This window comes from Nocardia yunnanensis, from assembly GCF_003626895.1.
Lineage (GTDB): Bacteria > Actinomycetota > Actinomycetes > Mycobacteriales > Mycobacteriaceae > Nocardia > Nocardia yunnanensis.
The window spans coordinates 3,874,746-3,889,672 of record NZ_CP032568.1; the positions used below are offsets into that span (position 1 = coordinate 3,874,746).

A 14,927-nucleotide genomic window follows, 5' to 3' on the forward strand; every position below is an offset into this window, starting at 1 on the left:
GTGAGCACCGGTTATGCGCACCGCGATTGAAACGGTGTGACGTCGTGCGCCGGTTCAGGCCCTGGTTTCGAAGGAGGTCAGCAGCAGCCGGCCGATGCGGTCGAGGTGCTTGCGGTCCGCCTCGGAAAGCACCGACAGCATGCGGGTTTCGTTCTCGAAGTGCTCGGTGACCACGACATCGATCAGCTGCAGCCCGCGGTCGGTGAGCGCCACCTTCACCGACCGCCGATCACCCGGATCGGCGATGCGCCGCACCAGCCCGGCCTGCTCCAACCGGTCCAGCCGACCGGTCATGCCCGCCCGCGACATCATCAGCGTGTCCGCCAGGCCGGAGGGCGTGAGCTCGTAGGGCTCGCCCGAACGCCGCAGCGTCGCAAGCACATCGAACTCACCGGTCTGCAATCCGTGCGCGGTGAACACCGATTCGACCTGCTGCGTTCCGACCGCCAGCAGCCGCGCCAGCCTCGACAGGATGGCCATCGCCTCTCCGTCGAGATCCGGCCGTTCCTGCCGCCACTGCTCCCGGATCGCGTCCACCGCGTCGGGTTTCCTCTCCGCCATGGACACACTCTATTCGATGGCATATAGTTCGGTAGCGAATTATCAAGCATCGAACAGTTCGGAGAGTGCCGTGAACACCACGTCCCGCGCCGCCGCCATCCGCCAGCCCCAGGACGCCGAGACCATCGGCGGTGAGCCGGTGCGGGCGCGGCTGCTGATCGATTCCCACGCGGCCGGCGGCTCGTCCAGCACGGTCGAGATCACCATGGCCCGCGGCGCGGACGGCGCGACGCCGCACTATCACACGCTCTCCGACGAGCTGTTCTATGTCGCCGACGGCGAATTGCAGGTGCTGGCCGGGGACAAGATCGTCACCGTGGGCGCGGGCGGGGCACTCGTGGTGCCCAAGTTCATGCCGCACGCCTTCGGCGCGGCTCCCGACAGCCCGGCGCGGATTCTCATCGCCCTGACGCCGGGCGTGGAGCGGCACGGGTACTTCCGTTTCCTGGAACGGCTGGCCACCGGCGCAGCGACCCCCACGGATATTCAGGACGCACAGCAGGAATACGACAACTACTTCGTCGAAGCCCCGCAGTGGTGGGCCGAACGCACTGCCAATCGCGCCTGAATTGTCTGTTCTGGCAAATGCTTCCGCCCGTGTCGCCGCGGCCGTACACGCCCGTTAGCCCGGAGATCGCCGCGGCGGATGTGCCGTAGACCACCGCGAACGCGGAATGATCATGGCCGGTGGGCGGGTTGGAAGTTCTATGGCCTTCTCTGTCCCCATCACCGTGCGCGGCTACGAACTCGACGTCAACGGTCATCTGAATCAGGCCGTCTATCTGCAGTACTTCGAACACGCGCGCTGGGAGCTGTTGCGCGCGGGCGGAGTGCCCGGCGAGAAGGCGGCCGCGGCGGGCATCGGACCGGTGGTGCTGGAGCAGACCATCAAGTACCTGCGCGAACTGCACCTCGGCGACGAGGTCACCGTGAGCTGCGAGTTCGAGTGGACCGGCGGCAAGATCTTCCACATGCGCCAGCAGATCGTGAAATTGGACGGCACGGTCTCGGCGCGAGTGGATGTGGTGGCCGGCATGCTGGACCTGAAGGCTCGCAAACTGGTTGCGGATCCCGGCGCCGCGCTGCGGGCGCTGGCCGGGTCGCCGGACCTGCTCGGCCTCTGAGAGCAGGCCAGCCTGTCCAACCCGCCGTTCTCGATCATCGAAAATCTTTCGGCGGGAGCGGTTTCCACGACCTCGGCAGAGTTTGCCGGGGTGGCGGAAATCTTTCGTTGCGGACCGAATCCGGCCCGTCGCGGGATATGATTCAGATCACGCTCGGCCCCGCAGCAAATCCCGAGCAGATCGGAGTTCCGCATGACCGGCGCCCTGCACCGAACCGGACCCACGGCCGCCCTCAGCACCTCGCCCCCGCTACCTGGCTACCTCGTCGCAGCCACCGAGCGAAGTATCAGCGTGCGGGTCGGCGACGGCACCTGGACCTTCCACCGCACCGATGTCCTCGACATCGCCCGGTGGGATCCTGTGGCCACACAGTCCGGGTGCGAGGGCCGTCCGGTCCTGGTGCGCGTACGCACCGGCGCCACCGCCGATTTCAGCCAGCGCCGCCGCGTCGAACTCACCGACCGCCCGCTCACCCTGGCCCCGGAGAACAGCCCCGCTCGCGGCGACGACGAACTGCACCGCCAGACCGAAATCTGGGCGCGCGGACTGGAATTGACGACGCGTCCCGGCGTCGGCGGCGCCACCATGACCTGCTGCCAGACCCGTTCCCATCGCGGCAGCGACGACGGCATCGCCTGCGACAGCCTGGACTGACGAGCCCGCAGATGCCCGCCCGCACACTGGGTTCGGTGCTGATCGTCACCGAAGCCGAAGACCTGCACGGTGACGCGCTGGGCGCCACACTGCGCAAACACCACGGGCACACCCCCATTCGCCTCGACATGCGCGACTTCCCGCGCGAGAACGGCACTTTCCGGCTCGGCGCGGACGGCTCCTATCGGGCCCTGTCCCATGTCTTCGGCCTCGACGATGTCACCTCCGTCTGGTGGCGGCGACCGCACCCGTGTGCGGTGCCGACCGGCCTGAGCGAAGCGGACGACACCTATCGCCGCGCCGAATGCGACGGCTTCCTGCAGGGACTGCTGTGGTCGGTCCCGGCGCTGTGGGTCAACGATCCCGGCGCCGACCGCACCGCCGGGCGCAAGATCGTGCAACTCGAGACCGCCTATCGCGCGGGTTTCGCAATCCCGGAGACACTGGTCACCAACGATCCCGACGAGGCGCGCGCGTTCATCGAATCCCGGCCCGGCCCAGTGGTTTACAAGCGCACCGGCACCGGCCGCGGCGCGTTCACCGAGACGCGGCTGTTCGCGCCCGGTGATTTCGACCGGCTGCCGACGATCCGCAACTCCCCCACCATCTTTCAGGACTACATTCGCGCCGAGAGCGATCTGCGGATCGTCTGGGTGGACGGCATCGAATGGGTGGTGCGCATCGACTCGCAATCCGGTGTGGGACGGGTGGATTCGCGCCTGGACACCTCGGTGGCCTTCACCGCCGACCGGTTGCCCGCCTCGGTGAGCAAATCGCTCACCACGCTCATGGGCGCGCTGGGGCTGGCCTTCGGCGTGCTGGATCTGCGCGTCGGCATCGACGGCGAGTTCTACTTCCTGGAGGTGAATCCCCAGGGGCAGTTCGCCTATCTCGAGATCAAGACCGGTCTGCCGATTTTCCAGAGTCTGGCGAATCTACTGGTTCTCGGCGACGGGACCGTCATCCCGTAACAGGCGTGCGCCATCGTGAGCCGTCCCGAATCGCAAGTCCACGACCGGTTTTCACCGGCCGGGACCTCGCAATCCTCTCCCGGAACGGGAACGCTACTTGCCGGCCTTGGCGGCCTTGCGGCGGTTCGCGCCACCCCGGCTGCGGAGCTGCACATGCGACTCCACCAGCACGTTGTGGATGAAGCCGTACGACCGCCCGGTCTCCCGGGCCAGGGACCGGATGCTGGCTCCGGCCTCGTACTGCTTCTTGAGCTGGGATTGCAAGCGATCGCGGGATTTCCCGGTGACGCGCGTGCCTTTACCCAATGCGGGTTTACCCTGTGCGGGCCTGTCACTCATGGCTATCCTCCGAGTCGCCGTGGGCGCCTCATTCCAGGTTAGAGACTCGGATGGCTGTGATCAACGAAACGCTGTGATGTGAATCACCGAGTTGCGCAAATCGGACACGCTCGAGACGCTCGAGGGTCCGATTCCCGTCGTGACATCACACATGCGCCGCACGCATTTTTTTGGGAGACAGCCGATCTCACGCCAGCTGGATGAGTTCCAGGTAATCCTGCGACCAGTGGTCCTCGGTGCCGTCGGGCAGCATGATCACGCGCTCGGGATTGAGCGCCTCGGCCGCGCCCGGGTCGTGGGTCACCAGCACCACCGCGCCGGCATAGCTGCGCAGCGCGTCGAGGACCTGCTCGCGCGAGACCGGGTCGAGGTTGTTCGTAGGCTCGTCCAGCAGAAGGACATTCGCGGCCGAGGAGACCAGACCGGCCAGTGCGAGACGGGTCTTCTCACCACCGGACAGCGTGCCCGCGGGCTGTTCGAGCTGCGGGCCGGAGAACATGAACGCGCCCAGCAGGCCACGCAGATCCTGCTCGCCCGCGTCGGGGGCGGCGTGGCGGATGTTCTCCCAGACTGTCGCCTGATCGTCGAGGGTGTCGTGCTCCTGGGCGAAATAGCCGATCTTGAGGCCGCGGCCCGGATCGATCTGCCCGGCCGTCAACGTCTCCACGCCCGCCAGCAGGCGCAGCATGGTGGTCTTACCGGCGCCGTTGAGACCCAGGATGACCACGCGGCTGCCCTTGTCGATGGCCAGGTTCACGCCGGTGAAGATCTCCAGCGAGCCGTAGAGCTTGGTCAGGTTGGTGGCCATCAGCGGCGTCCGGCCGCAGGGGGCGGGCTCGGGGAACTTGATGCGGGCGACCTTGTCGGCCACGCGGACGTCGTCGGCCTCGGCCAGCATGCGTTCGGCGCGCTTGACCATCTGGTGTGCCGCAGCGGCTTTGGTGGCCTTGGCGCCGAGCTTGGCGGCCTGCTGCTTGAGCGCGGACGCCTTCTTCTCGGCATTGGCACGCTCGCGCACCCGGCGCTGTTCGTCGGTGGCGCGGGCGTCGAGGTATTTCTTCCAGCCCATGTTGTAGATGTCGGCCTCACCGCGCACGGCATCCAGGAACCACACCTTGTTGACCACGTCGCCGAGCAGCTCCACATCGTGGGAGATCACGATGAGCCCGCCGTCGTGGCTCTGCAGGAATCCGCGCAGCCAGTTGATGGAGTCGGCGTCGAGGTGGTTGGTGGGCTCGTCGAGCAGCAGCACCGTGTCGGACTTGCCGCCGCTGCCGTCGGAGGCGCTGAACAGGATGCGCGCCAACTCGATTCGCCGACGCTGACCACCGGAGAGCGTCTTCAGCTCCTGGTTGAGCACCCGGTCGGGCAGCGCCAGGCTGTGGCAGATGCGTGCCGCCTCGCTCTCGGCCACATACCCGCCCAGCGCCGAGAACCGCTCCTCGAGCCGACCGTACTTGCGGATCGCCTTGTCGCGTTCCTTCTCGTCGGCGACCTCGGCCATCAGCGCCTGCTGCTTCTCCATCTCGCGCAGCAGACTGTCCAGCCCGCGCGCCGACAGCACCCGATCCTTGGCCAGGATGTCGAGATTGCCTTCCTTCGGATCCTGCGGCAAATAGCCGATTTCGCCCGAACGGATGACCTTCCCCGCGTAAGGTTCCCCCTCACCGGCAAGAATCCGCAGCGTCGTGGTCTTGCCCGCACCATTGCGCCCCACCAGCCCGATCCGATCACCGGCCTGCACCCGCAACGCCGACCCCGGCGCCGTCAGCAGGGTGCGGACTCCGGCCCGGACCTCCAGGTCGGTCGCGGTGATCACAAGCGTCTCCTCGGGGTGCAGCGGCAAAAGGGTGGTCAACCGAACGATTGTGCGCCGTCCCGACACACAAGAACCACCAATTTTACTTCAAGTCCCGAAGACCCCGAGGTCAGGGGCACGGCATCCGGCCGAACCGGCTCCCAACTCCGGTTTCGCTCCGAATTCGGCCGGTCCGAGAGCTCACAGGAGCCCGCGTTGCCGGCCCGGACGTTGCCGAATTCGACCCCCTCGAGCACCGTTTCCGCCGAACCCGCGCCAGCGCGTGCCGCTTCCCCAAAACAGTTGCACCACAATCACTTCCGGTGTGCAAATGGAGATCGGGGTGAAACCGACCGTTCAGTTGACGGCCATACAGGGGGCAGCCTGGGCGTTGAGATTGTCCGGAACTATACGGTGGCACTTGCTCACTCACCTCGCCACGTATCGGTTGCGGCATCGGCGGAGGGGGAAGTATCGGTAACGTGCACGTCGAGGAGGTGAGCGGATGGACGTCAGAATGAGAGAGGCCCGGCGCGAGCGGCGGCGCGTGATCCTGGGTGCGGCGGCCGGGTTGTTCGCGGCCTGCGGGTACCGGGCGGCCAGTATGGAAGAGGTCGCCTGCCGGTCCGGGATCAGCAAACCGGTGTTGTACAAGTCGTTTTCGAGCAAGTTGGAGCTGTACCTGGCAGTCCTGCACGACGCGTTGCAGGTGTTGGACGAGACAGTCACCGCGGCGCTCGACCACGCGGAGGGGATGCAGTCGATCGTGGCGGCGGCCGTCGCCGCGGTGTTCGACTTCGCGGACCTCCACCCCCGCGCCGCCGCCTTGCTCGCCGGTGCCGCTGTCGCGGAAGAGCCCGCGGCGCAGCGCATCGCACGCCAGGCTGCGATGATCTGCACCGACAGCCTCGCGCGGGCGCTGCACCCGTATCCGTTCGCGCAGACCGAACGCCGCGGGATGGTCATCGCCGAGTTGGTCGCGATCGCCCAAACGTGCGCACGAGACTGGGCCGCCACCGGCAAGACGCTGCCCAAGGACGACGCCGTCTCGACCACGGCCGGCTTGTGCTGGGCAGGGGTGGCCGGTGTGCACCTGGCATCGCGGTCACCGATCCGTGCCGGCGATGACCTGCTTGTCGAGGAGGTCAGCTAGGTTCCGGCCCCGCGGCGCGCCCGGCGCGACGGGACAGCTCCGCGAACGCCGCACGCAGTTGCGGCGGGCCGACCACCTCGATCTCGGTGTCGAAGCGGACCAGTGCCGCCGCGAGGGCGCCCCACGACCAGGACCCCATTGTCAGTCTGGTTCGCGCGGTACCGCATTCCTCGACGACGCCATCGCCGACGAAGGCGGCCACCTCCGCCATCGGCAGGTCGAGGATCACTTCGCCGCGGCAGGGCCAGGCGTTCGTGGTCTGGGAACCTTTGAAACGGGCCGACAGGAACGTGGCGACATCGCCGCCCGGTACGTCCCGGGGCGTGAACCGCGGGCCGTTGGGGACTCGCACAGTCATTCGGTCGGCGCGGAAGGTGCGCCAGTCGCCGCGGTCGGGGTCCCAGCCGACGACGTACCAGCGTTCGGCCCGCACGACCAGGTGGTGAGGCTGCACCCGGCGGGGCGCACGCGCCTCGGCGTGCTCGTTTTGTCCCGGCGTGCGGTAGTCGAACCGTAGTTCCTCTCGCGCTCGGATCGCGGCGCTCAGCGTGAGCAGGAATCCGGTGTCGACCTGGGTGTGGGTGTTGTCGGCGGCCACGCTGATCTGTAGGGCGTCGACACGCTGCCGCAATCGCGATGGCAGTACCTGCCGCACGGTGGTCAACGCACGAACAGCGGCCTCTTCGATGCCGGCACCCGTCACGACAGCGCTCCGCAACGCCACAGCCAGCGCCACGGCCTGGTCTTCGTCGAACAGCAGTGGCGGCATGTCGCTGCCGGCTTCGAGCCGGTAACCGCCGTCGGGGCCCTTGACGGCTTGGACGAGGTAGCCGAGTTCACGCAGCCGGTCGACGTCGCGGCGCACGGTCCGCGCGCTGACGCCCAACCGCTCGGACAGCAGACTGCCCGGCCAGTCCCTCCGGGCCTGCAATAGCGACAGCAACGCCAGCAATCGGCTGGAGGTCGTCGTCGAGGAAGCGATCGGCATGGCTTTCACCCTGCCAGAAGTAGCGGACGTTCCCTGTCCGGTACCGACTGCATAGTCGTCCCTGTCACCGGAAGCCTCCGGCGACGAAGCACTCGCGAAGGACGAAACACCATGTCGCTCAACGCTGTCGCCCACCTGAACTTCCACGGCCAGGCCCGTGCGGCCCTGGAGTTCTACCAGTCGGTGTTCGGCGGGCAACTCGCCGTCGCCACCTACGCGGACTTCGGGATGCCCGCCGAGCTTCCCGGCGCGGCCGACGTCGTGTTCGGACAGGTCGTGGCCGACAACGGCTTCCGGGTCATGGCCTACGACGTGCCCGGCGAGCACCGCCCGACCGCTCCGAGCGCACCCACCACGCGTCGTGAGAACGGCACCACTCTTACCCAGGAGCCGTTCTTCCTCTCCGTCCGTGGCGAGAGCATCGACGAGGTCACCCCCATATGGGAGGGCCTCGCCAAGGGCGCCACCGTCATCGAGGAGTTCGGTCCCGCGCAGTGGGCACCCGCCTTCGGAATGCTCGCCGACCGCTTCGGCGTCACCTGGATCATCGACGTCGCGGCGGACCACACCCGGGGCTGACCACGGGGAGTGCGGTCGCCGCGGCCGCACTCCGCTACCGTCGCACGGCGTCCGAATCCTCATGGCTGTCCGAACTTTCGCCGTGTGTCAACGCCAGTGCGGAGCCGACCACACCGATCACGGTCAGCCCGATGGCGACGCTCGGCCAGCCCGCGGTTTGCCAGTACACGTCCTTCAAGGTGATCAGCAGCGCTGCCTCGTCCACGATCAACGCCAAGGCGATACCCAGCGCCAGGCCCATCCAGGTCCGGGCGCGGGGGCTGCGGTCGACCATGCCGAAGATCGCGACCCCGGCCAGCAGCAGAATCCCCCACAGGTAATGGTGCAGGTGCGTGCCACCGGCGGAGATATTGCCGACATTGCGGGTATCGATCTGGATCAGCCAGGTGACCAGGCGCGATCCACCGAAGGTCAGCGTGAAAGCGACCCATGCCAGGACGATGCCGCGCCGGGATTCCTCGATCTGATTCCAGCGCCGCGGGATCCGACGGTGGAGGTGCTCGCCGATCTTGATCATGTCCCCGGTGTACCCACAATGGCCGCGAGATGCGTGTGACGATCTGAGCAGTCGCCTGCGCGAAATGATCCCCATCTCCTACGCTCTGAAAGCTTCATATTTCACTCACCGTAGGAGTCCGGTGTCGCCCACGTCTTCCCTCGCTCGGCCCCTTGCCCGCTCCTACCGTTCCAGCCGGAACTCGACGCCTGCCGGCAAGCCGTCGCTGCGCGCCGCGGGCCCCGACGCCCGCATGCGGGCGCTGCTGAGCAGATTCGGGACCAACAGCATGTCGTGGATGACGACCTGGCCCGGCAACAGATATTGGTTCGAGCCCGAAGCAGATGGTTTCGTCGCCTTCCGGGTGATCGGCCGGGTGGCGGTGACGACCGGTGAACCTGTCGGTCCCGACCCGGTGCGCACCCTGACCGGATTCCTCGGGAACTGCCGTGAGCAGGGGTGGACGCCCTGCCTCTACGCTGTCGGCGCGAACACTCGGGCACTGCTGGCGTCCGCCGGTTGGACTTGCCTGCAGATCGCCGAGGACGCGACCATCCCGCTGGGGTCGCTCGCCTTCACCGGCAAGACGTATCAGGACGCGCGCACGGCGCTCAACCGAGCGCGGGCGGCCGGCGTCTCCGCCCGGTGGATCGACTATCGCGGCGCTGCAGCGGAGACCACCGCTCAGATCGAAGAAGTATGTGCGCGTTGGCTCGCCGAGAAAGGTCTGCCCGAACTCGGCTTCACCCTCGGCAATCTCGCCTCGCTCGACGATCCCCGGGTGCGGGTACTCGTCGCCGTCGATGCGGCCGGCCGGGTACACGCGGTGACCTCGTGGCTGCCGGTGCATCGCGGCGGGACGGTGATCGGCTGGACCTTGGATCTGCAACGGCGGCTGCCCGACGGATTCGGTTGCGCCATGGACTTTCTCATCGCGTCCGCCCTGCTCACGCTGCAGGACGAGGGCGCTGAATTCGTCAGCCTCTCCGGCGTACCACTGGCATATCGCTCCCGGATCGAAACCCGCCACACGTGGCTTCAGGGTGTCCTCCGGGCCACCGCACGCGTGTTGGAACCGCTGTACGGATTCGCGAGCCTGGCCGCCTACAAGGCCAAGTTCCGGCCCGCCTACTCGCCGTTGTACATCTGCTTCCCGAGACGACGCCACGCCCCGCGGGTGGGTGCCGCTGTCGCCGGCGCGTACTTGCCTGGTCGGCGCGCGGAGTTGATGCTCGCCACTGCCCGGGCATTCGCGAACCGGACCTCATGACCTGGCCGTTCGCCTCGCTGTCGCTGATCGACGGGCCGCTGCCATGGGTTGCGCTCGGCGCAGGTGCGGCCGGTGCGGTGTGGCTCGTGGGCGGTCGCCGACGCTGGTTTCGGCGCATCGCGATGCCGACCGCACTGGCAGCGGCAACGGCGCTCACCGCGGGTGCCGCCATGGTGATCGAGGAGTGGTGGAAACCGTTTCCGGACCCGCTGCCACCACGGATTCACTTCTGGGCGGGCATAGTGATCGCCGCTCTGATCCTTCTGATCCCCCGTGCGATGGCAGCAGATCGCAAGGGCCAGTTGGTAACCGGGTGCGCGGTGCTCGCGGTGCTGCTGGCGGCGGTCACGCAGATGAATCTGGTTTACGCCCCGTACCCAACGCTGGGTGCCGTGTTCGGATACGTGGGCTCACCGCGGGTGACGCTGGCGGAATTGCCGGCGCCGACACGGGGAACGGTCGAAGGCGAGCCGTTGGAAGAGGCGTGGCGGCCGGAAGGAGAACTGCCTCACCAAGGTGCGGTCGCGGTCGCCACTGTCGCGGGAACTACCTCCGGATTCGCCGGGCGCGATGCGCGAATCTTCCTCCCGCCCGCGTACTTCGCCGATCCGCAACCGGTTTTGCCGGTCCTCGTGCTCCTGCACGGCCAGCCAGGCGCGCCCGAGGACTGGCTCGTGTCCGGGCGCTTGGCCGACACGATGGACAGTTTCGCGGCCGCCCACCACGGCTTGGCTCCGGTGATCGTCATGCCCGACGCCACCGGTGGCGCTCTCGCGAACCCGCTGTGCATGGATTCCGCGCTGGGCAATGCCGCCGGATACTTGACCCGAGACCTGCCCGCCTGGATCACGGCTCATCTGCGGGTGAATCCCGACCATCGAGCCTGGGCGATCGCGGGTGCGTCCTACGGCGGCACCTGCGCACTGCAACTGGCGACCACCGCACCCGAGGTGTACCCGACGTTCCTGGATTTCTCCGGCCAAGCGGAGCCGACCCTCGGCGACCGCGCGCGAACCGTGGCGAAGGCCTTCCACGGCAACGACTCCGCGTTCCGTTCGGTCAACCCCGCCGATCAACTCGGCACCCGCCGTTACTCCGACAGCGCGGGTGTCTTCGTGGTCGGCGCCTCCGACGATCGATACCGACCGGATCAGGAAGCATTGTGCGCCAAAGCAGTTGGCTCGATCGCGTCGGTCGACTGCCACCTGGTGTCCGGAGGCCACGACTGGCGAGTCTGGTCCACGGCTCTCGCACGGCAGATGCCCTGGCTCACCCACCGACTCGGTCTCACGTCGGGATGACGGTCGGCAAATAGCCGCATCATCGGTGCGGAATCGAGCGTGATCCGGTGCACTGCGGATCGTCGATGATGTCGGCGGTGGGCCGGCGTGGAGTGATAGGCAGCGGCGCGGCGGTGGCGGGCGTCCAGCCGATCCGCACCATGGCTTGCGGGAACGCGCAATCGTGCAGAACCTCGGTGCGCAGGGCCGCAGCCAGATCCGGCATGCTCAGCGGCTCGGTCTGTACGCAGCTCGCGAGGCCGAGACCGGTGGCGGTGAGCAGGACGGCGCTCGTGGCCTCGCCGGCCTTCAAACACGCGAGCCGGTCATCGGCCGGGGTGCAGATCACCAGCCATTCCGCACCGTCGGAATCGGTTTGCGTGTCGGCCAATTCGGGGTTGTCGAAGGTTCGCAGCACGATCTCGTCATCCACCCGCGTGGGTGGGGTATTGGCGGCGGGGACGCCGTCGGCGCTGCGGTGCCGTCCGCTCCATACGTGCAGTTCGCGTTGGTACCGCGGGTCGCGAGCGTGGCGTTGAGCGCACGCCGACGCGGCCTGGGCCAGCGCCCCGCGCAGGAGGCCGGGGACCTGACGGGCTGCCGCGCCGATCTTGGGCGCGACCGCCGACACCTGCCGCAGATGCGCGCCCGAAACGCCGCGCGAATCGTAACGGCGTCGGTCCGACTGCCGGTGCGGGATCGCCGCGGCGAGATCGATATCGGACTGTGCGGCCTGCCCGGGGCGGGCTTCGAGTGTCGCGAGTCGGTTCGGATCTTCCGGGTCGGGCAGCCGGTCGACCCGGGTCTGCCAGCCCAGCGCGGCCAGTGCCACGCGCATGTGGTGCAGCGCCGCACCGCAGCTCATCAGCAGCGCGCGGGTGGTCGGATCGGTCACGGGCAAATGGCGTGTGGGGTCGGCATCCAGGTGAATGTTCTTCCCCTCCAACCGCCACCGCCACGGTTGACTGTTGTGCACCGATGGCGCCCGTACCGCCATCTGCACGGCGGCTTCGAACGCGCGCGCCAAACCGGGCCGGTCGTCCATGGTGTTCGAACCTTTCGTCGGAACCTCCGTCATGCCTGCGCACTAGCGACAACGCCCAGGCAGGGGCCCCTGATTCGGAAAAGTTCACACCATCGCGGACGCCGTATCGGAATTTCTCACTGTTCGCGTGGCCGCGCCCGCAGTTCGCGATAGCGCAGCGCCCACCACACCTGCAGCGCGACGTGCGGGTCCTTGAGGCTGACCCCGGTCAGTTCCTCGAACCTGGTCAGTCGATGCCGCACGGTGTTGTGGTGCAGGAACATGCGGTTGGCGGTCTCGGAGGCGTTCAGGCCCGCCGAGAGATAGCAGTCGACGGTGTCGAGAATCGGTGATGCCTCGTCGTGGTCGAGAGGCGTGAGGTACTTGCCGGCCATGGCCGCGCCGATATCGGGATCCCCCACGACCGCGACGAGCAGGCCGATCTCGTCGAGGGTGTGCCGTCCCGGGAGCGCGAACAGATTCGCTGTTTCGGCGACGCGCCCGGCAATCCGAAACGAGCGCGTCAATTCCGGCAGTTTCGTCGTCGGTCCGACACCGACGTATCCGTCCGGTAGCGGCAGGTCGGCCACCCGCGGATCGTAGAAGCCGACCGCATCCCCTTCCAGCAACGCGGTCAGCCCGTGCGGTGGCCGGCAGGCCGGGCACTGGCGCAGCGTCCATTCGGTGTAGGCGGGGTCGGAGCCGATGACCCGGAACGCCGCCCGCAGCCCCTCCGTCCGGAGTCCGAGATCCTTTGCGTGCCCACGCAATTCGTCGGTCGTGAACTGTCCGGCAACGAGACTCCGGATCAGATCGTCGCGTCGGCTGTCCTGACCGCGGTCGAGTTGCGCCTGTACCTCGCGGTGCCCCGCGCTCAACGCCACGGTGGCGGCATCGGAGGCGGCCAACAGCGCGCTGACCACCGACATCAATGCCGAGCCGGGCAACTGCTGCCAGGTCTCGCGCCCGCCGATCCGCTCGATGATCTCCGAAATCATGATCTGCCAGCCCCGCAGCACCGCCTCGAGCGGAACGCCGAGCCGGGCGCGCAACCGGCCGTAGTCCTGGAACTCGTCGAGTTCGGCTGCGGTGAAGGCACGCCGTGCCCGCACCGCGGCATCGATCCGTCCCAGCGCCGCCACCATCGAGGGCACGATCCGGCGTTCGGAGATCCCCCGGTAGGCCGGGATCTCGCGGAGGAATCGCCGCCACAGGTGCCGCGCGAGATTCTCGTAGTCAGCTTGGCCGAACGGTGGGACCGACGGGACCGTCATCCGCAGCCTCCACACTGGCTCGAGTCGGATCGTCTATCAGGACCGAGACTGGGACACACTGGGCTACTCCGTATCAACCGTAGCAACCTCTCGACCTCGACCGGCGCCACGCCGCGCGCTGGGATCGCGGAGCGCATGCCATCGCACATTCGTGTGCGATAGTTGTTCGCCACCAAGGCTGTTCGCCCGGAATACGTGCCTACCCCCTGGAGGGACGATAGTGAGCACACCCACCATGCCGGCGGCGTTCATCGGGCACGGCAACCCCATGAACGCCTTGGAACGCAACCGCTACACCGAGGCCTGGCGCGTGTTCGGGCAATCGGTCCAGCGCCCGCGCGCGATCCTGGTGATCTCCGCGCACTGGTACACCAACGCCACCGCGGTCACCGCCATGCCGCGCCCACGCACCATCCACGACTTCTACGGATTCCCGCCCGAACTGTTCGAGGTGCGCTACCCCGCGCCCGGCCTGCCCGCCCTGGCCGAACAGGTCGCCGACGTCGTCAAACCCACCTGGGTCGGCAGCGACCTCGACAGCTGGGGCATCGACCACGGCACCTGGTCGGTGCTGGTGCACGCCTTCCCCGACGCCTCCATCCCCGTCGTGCAGTTGTCGCTCAACGCGTTCAAGGACTTCGACCACCACCTCGAACTCGGCCGCAAACTCGCCCCGCTGCGCCGCGACGGAGTCCTCATCATCGGCAGCGGCAATATCGTCCACAACCTGCGCGCCATCGACCCCCGCCATCCCGACACCGGCTACGACTGGGCGATGCGCTTCGACGACGCCGCCCGCACCCTCCTCACCGGCAACCACCCCACCGAAGTCGCCGCCCTCGACGCCCACCGCGACTTCGACGCAGCCGTCCCCACCCCCGACCACTTCCTACCCCTCCTCTACATCGCCGGCCTCGCCGACACCCACCCCCTGCACACCCTCGTCGACGGCTACGCCGCCGGCTCCCTGTCGATGACCTCCTACACCCTCGACGCCGACTGCCCCGATGCCCACACCGCCGGCGACGGCGGCGCACCACCCCTGCCTGACGACGTCCCCGCCACGGAAAGCAATGTGTGACAAGGAAAGTCGATCACCCCGGCAGGGGTCGGCCCCTCGAGCATGTAGAGCAGCGGGGTCCTGGGTGTCGAGCAGGGAGACGGTGGCGTGCCCGGGCGGCGACCCGCCCTCGCCGCCCGCCTCGACCCCCTCGACGGCGCCCGCCGCGTCGCCAACTACCTGCGCGTCCTCACCATGGAAGCCCAACTCCTGGCCCGCGCCTGCGGCAAATCCCACCTCCACCACCTCGAACCCGAAGAGCTGGTAGCCCTCACCGTCGAATCCGCCGCCATGGCAAGGGTTCCGCTCACGGGCACCGACTGGATCCCCGGCCGCTACCGTTGACCGATCGGTCC

16 protein-coding genes and 1 pseudogene are annotated in these 14,927 nt (G+C 67.9%); 10 read left to right on the forward strand and 7 right to left on the reverse strand.

Annotated features, from left to right (window positions below):
• Positions 1–54: 54 nt before the first annotated feature.
• Positions 55–561 carry a MarR family winged helix-turn-helix transcriptional regulator gene (locus D7D52_RS18100; protein WP_162958385.1) on the reverse strand — a complete coding sequence of 169 codons (507 nt, stop codon included), beginning with the start codon at positions 559–561 and terminating at the stop codon, positions 55–57.
• Positions 562–631: 70 nt separating this feature from the next.
• On the opposite strand from D7D52_RS18100, the gene D7D52_RS18105 reads away from it, so the two are divergent.
• The 4 genes from D7D52_RS18105 to D7D52_RS18120 all read left to right on the forward strand — a co-directional run bounded on the left by D7D52_RS18105 (position 632) and on the right by D7D52_RS18120 (position 3,310).
• On the forward strand, positions 632–1,129 hold the full coding sequence (locus D7D52_RS18105; RefSeq protein ID WP_246023923.1) for a cupin domain-containing protein: 498 nt from the start codon (positions 632–634) through the stop codon (positions 1,127–1,129).
• 139 nt (positions 1,130–1,268) lie between these two features.
• The gene (locus tag D7D52_RS18110) at positions 1,269–1,685 is read left to right on the forward strand and encodes an acyl-CoA thioesterase (protein WP_120737977.1); all 417 of its coding nucleotides are present in this window, start codon (positions 1,269–1,271) and stop codon (positions 1,683–1,685) included.
• A gap of 192 nt (positions 1,686–1,877) precedes the next feature.
• Complete coding sequence (locus D7D52_RS18115) at positions 1,878–2,339, forward strand: hypothetical protein (RefSeq protein WP_120737979.1); 462 nt, start codon at positions 1,878–1,880, stop codon at positions 2,337–2,339.
• An 11-nt stretch (positions 2,340–2,350) separates the two neighbouring features.
• On the forward strand, positions 2,351–3,310 hold the full coding sequence (locus tag D7D52_RS18120; RefSeq protein WP_120737981.1) for an MvdC/MvdD family ATP grasp protein: 960 nt from the start codon (positions 2,351–2,353) through the stop codon (positions 3,308–3,310).
• 93 nt (positions 3,311–3,403) lie between these two features.
• On the opposite strand, the gene D7D52_RS18125 is transcribed toward D7D52_RS18120, so the two are convergent.
• Both D7D52_RS18125 and D7D52_RS18130 read right to left on the reverse strand, forming a co-directional pair.
• Positions 3,404–3,649 (reverse strand): helix-turn-helix domain-containing protein, encoded by a 246-nt coding sequence (locus D7D52_RS18125; protein WP_120737983.1) that lies wholly within the window; start codon positions 3,647–3,649, stop codon positions 3,404–3,406.
• Positions 3,650–3,836: 187 nt separating this feature from the next.
• A complete protein-coding gene (locus D7D52_RS18130) occupies positions 3,837–5,468 on the reverse strand; it encodes an ABC-F family ATP-binding cassette domain-containing protein (RefSeq protein ID WP_120744222.1) in 1,632 nt (543 codons plus the stop codon).
• A gap of 484 nt (positions 5,469–5,952) precedes the next feature.
• Here D7D52_RS18130 and D7D52_RS18135 point away from each other — a divergent pair, with 484 nt between their 5' ends.
• A complete protein-coding gene (locus D7D52_RS18135; RefSeq protein ID WP_120737985.1) occupies positions 5,953–6,600 on the forward strand; it encodes a TetR/AcrR family transcriptional regulator in 648 nt (215 codons plus the stop codon).
• On the opposite strand, the gene D7D52_RS18140 is transcribed toward D7D52_RS18135, so the two are convergent.
• Positions 6,593–7,588, reverse strand: a complete 996-nt coding sequence (locus D7D52_RS18140; protein WP_120744223.1) for a helix-turn-helix transcriptional regulator — start codon at positions 7,586–7,588, stop codon at positions 6,593–6,595. The two genes, D7D52_RS18135 and D7D52_RS18140, sit on opposite strands and share 8 nt — an antisense overlap.
• 111 nt (positions 7,589–7,699) lie before the next feature.
• On the opposite strand from D7D52_RS18140, the gene D7D52_RS18145 reads away from it, so the two are divergent.
• Positions 7,700–8,167 carry a VOC family protein gene (locus D7D52_RS18145; RefSeq protein ID WP_120737987.1) on the forward strand — a complete coding sequence of 156 codons (468 nt, stop codon included), beginning with the start codon at positions 7,700–7,702 and terminating at the stop codon, positions 8,165–8,167.
• Between the two features lie 34 nt (positions 8,168–8,201).
• Here the strand turns inward: D7D52_RS18145 and D7D52_RS18150 are convergent, their stop codons facing one another.
• On the reverse strand, positions 8,202–8,684 hold the full coding sequence (locus D7D52_RS18150) for a hypothetical protein (RefSeq protein ID WP_120737989.1): 483 nt from the start codon (positions 8,682–8,684) through the stop codon (positions 8,202–8,204).
• A 121-nt stretch (positions 8,685–8,805) separates the two neighbouring features.
• Here D7D52_RS18150 and D7D52_RS18155 point away from each other — a divergent pair, with 121 nt between their 5' ends.
• Together D7D52_RS18155 and D7D52_RS18160 are read left to right on the forward strand one after the other, a co-directional pair.
• Positions 8,806–9,933, forward strand: a complete 1,128-nt coding sequence (locus D7D52_RS18155; protein WP_162958386.1) for a bifunctional lysylphosphatidylglycerol flippase/synthetase MprF — start codon at positions 8,806–8,808, stop codon at positions 9,931–9,933.
• Positions 9,930–11,234 carry an alpha/beta hydrolase gene (locus tag D7D52_RS18160; protein WP_120737993.1) on the forward strand — a complete coding sequence of 435 codons (1,305 nt, stop codon included), beginning with the start codon at positions 9,930–9,932 and terminating at the stop codon, positions 11,232–11,234. The genes D7D52_RS18155 and D7D52_RS18160 overlap by 4 nt, the downstream gene beginning before the upstream one ends.
• Positions 11,235–11,253: 19 nt before the next feature.
• Here the strand turns inward: D7D52_RS18160 and D7D52_RS18165 are convergent, their stop codons facing one another.
• Entirely contained in the window at positions 11,254–12,258 is a 1,005-nt protein-coding gene (locus D7D52_RS18165) for an Acg family FMN-binding oxidoreductase (protein WP_120737995.1), read from the reverse strand.
• A 116-nt stretch (positions 12,259–12,374) separates the two neighbouring features.
• Positions 12,375–13,511, reverse strand: coding sequence for a PucR family transcriptional regulator (locus D7D52_RS18170; protein WP_120737997.1), 1,137 nt, complete (start codon positions 13,509–13,511; stop codon positions 12,375–12,377).
• Positions 13,512–13,746: 235 nt separating this feature from the next.
• On the opposite strand from D7D52_RS18170, the gene ygiD reads away from it, so the two are divergent.
• Positions 13,747–14,592 (forward strand): 4,5-DOPA-extradiol-dioxygenase, encoded by an 846-nt coding sequence (gene ygiD / locus D7D52_RS18175; RefSeq protein ID WP_120744224.1) that lies wholly within the window; start codon positions 13,747–13,749, stop codon positions 14,590–14,592.
• Between the two features lie 102 nt (positions 14,593–14,694).
• Positions 14,695–14,916 (forward strand): annotated as a pseudogene (locus D7D52_RS18180) (FMN-binding glutamate synthase family protein); the annotation flags it as partial.
• Positions 14,917–14,927 lie beyond the last annotated feature (11 nt).

What these genes read in the sequence shown, in the direction of transcription:
- D7D52_RS18165 (WP_120737995.1), bottom strand. Translation starts at nt 12,258, where the DNA reads ATGGACGACCGGCCCGGTTTGGCGCGCGCGTTCGAAGCCGCCGTGCAG.
- D7D52_RS18145 (WP_120737987.1), top strand. Translation starts at nt 7,700, where the DNA reads ATGTCGCTCAACGCTGTCGCCCACCTGAACTTCCACGGCCAGGCCCGT.
- D7D52_RS18110 (WP_120737977.1), top strand. Translation starts at nt 1,269, where the DNA reads ATGGCCTTCTCTGTCCCCATCACCGTGCGCGGCTACGAACTCGACGTC.
- D7D52_RS18135 (WP_120737985.1), top strand. Translation starts at nt 5,953, where the DNA reads ATGGACGTCAGAATGAGAGAGGCCCGGCGCGAGCGGCGGCGCGTGATC.
- D7D52_RS18115 (WP_120737979.1), top strand. Translation starts at nt 1,878, where the DNA reads ATGACCGGCGCCCTGCACCGAACCGGACCCACGGCCGCCCTCAGCACC.
- D7D52_RS18125 (WP_120737983.1), bottom strand. Translation starts at nt 3,649, where the DNA reads ATGAGTGACAGGCCCGCACAGGGTAAACCCGCATTGGGTAAAGGCACG.
- D7D52_RS18160 (WP_120737993.1), top strand. Translation starts at nt 9,930, where the DNA reads ATGACCTGGCCGTTCGCCTCGCTGTCGCTGATCGACGGGCCGCTGCCA.
- D7D52_RS18120 (WP_120737981.1), top strand. Translation starts at nt 2,351, where the DNA reads ATGCCCGCCCGCACACTGGGTTCGGTGCTGATCGTCACCGAAGCCGAA.
- D7D52_RS18150 (WP_120737989.1), bottom strand. Translation starts at nt 8,684, where the DNA reads ATGATCAAGATCGGCGAGCACCTCCACCGTCGGATCCCGCGGCGCTGG.
- D7D52_RS18100 (WP_162958385.1), bottom strand. Translation starts at nt 561, where the DNA reads ATGGCGGAGAGGAAACCCGACGCGGTGGACGCGATCCGGGAGCAGTGG.
- D7D52_RS18140 (WP_120744223.1), bottom strand. Translation starts at nt 7,588, where the DNA reads ATGCCGATCGCTTCCTCGACGACGACCTCCAGCCGATTGCTGGCGTTG.
- ygiD (WP_120744224.1), top strand. Translation starts at nt 13,747, where the DNA reads ATGCCGGCGGCGTTCATCGGGCACGGCAACCCCATGAACGCCTTGGAA.
- D7D52_RS18170 (WP_120737997.1), bottom strand. Translation starts at nt 13,511, where the DNA reads ATGACGGTCCCGTCGGTCCCACCGTTCGGCCAAGCTGACTACGAGAAT.